The 517-nt window shown below is 54.9% G+C and carries 1 protein-coding gene and 1 pseudogene; both read left to right on the forward strand.

Annotated features, from left to right (window positions below; translation table 11 throughout):
• On the forward strand, positions 1-204 hold a 204-nt coding region (gene rdgC, locus ACTHUR_RS18310), incomplete at its 5' end, for a recombination-associated protein RdgC (protein WP_219213108.1).
• A gap of 64 nt (positions 205-268) precedes the next feature.
• Positions 269-517 (forward strand): annotated as a pseudogene (locus ACTHUR_RS18315) (hypothetical protein); the annotation flags it as partial.

A 517-nucleotide genomic window follows, 5' to 3' on the forward strand; every position in this document is an offset into this window, starting at 1 on the left:
GTGTGGCGCGAACAAATCGCTTTCATCCTCACGCAAGACTTCACGCTCAAACGCATCCAATACCTCGACGTATTGCAGGAAGAAGCCGAGAGCAACGGCGACGATGCCGCCAGCCTTGCCTTTGCCTCGCAAATCCTGATGGCGGAATCCGTCAGCACCATGTTGGAAGAGCTGGTTTCCTATTTGGGCGGCTGGCAAGACTAATTTTTCAGACGACCTTTACACATGATAAAAGGTCGTCTGAAACCTACATCCGATGGACAACCTTATGTTTAAACACCTCGCACTCCTGCCGCTCGCCATTATGCTTGCCCTGCCCGCCTCGGCCGCCGTCCTGAATTCCTATCAGGAACCGGGCTGCACCTACGACGGCGATGTCGGCAAAGACGGCAAACCCGCCGGCAAAGGTACATGGCGCTGCCAAGACGGACGCAGCTACACCGGCGCGTTTAAAAACGGCAAATTCGACGGTCAAGGCGTTTACAGCGTCTACGTCAACCGCGAAACCTTCATCGAA

The sequence above is a fragment of the Neisseria sp. P0021.S007 genome, from assembly GCF_051956855.1.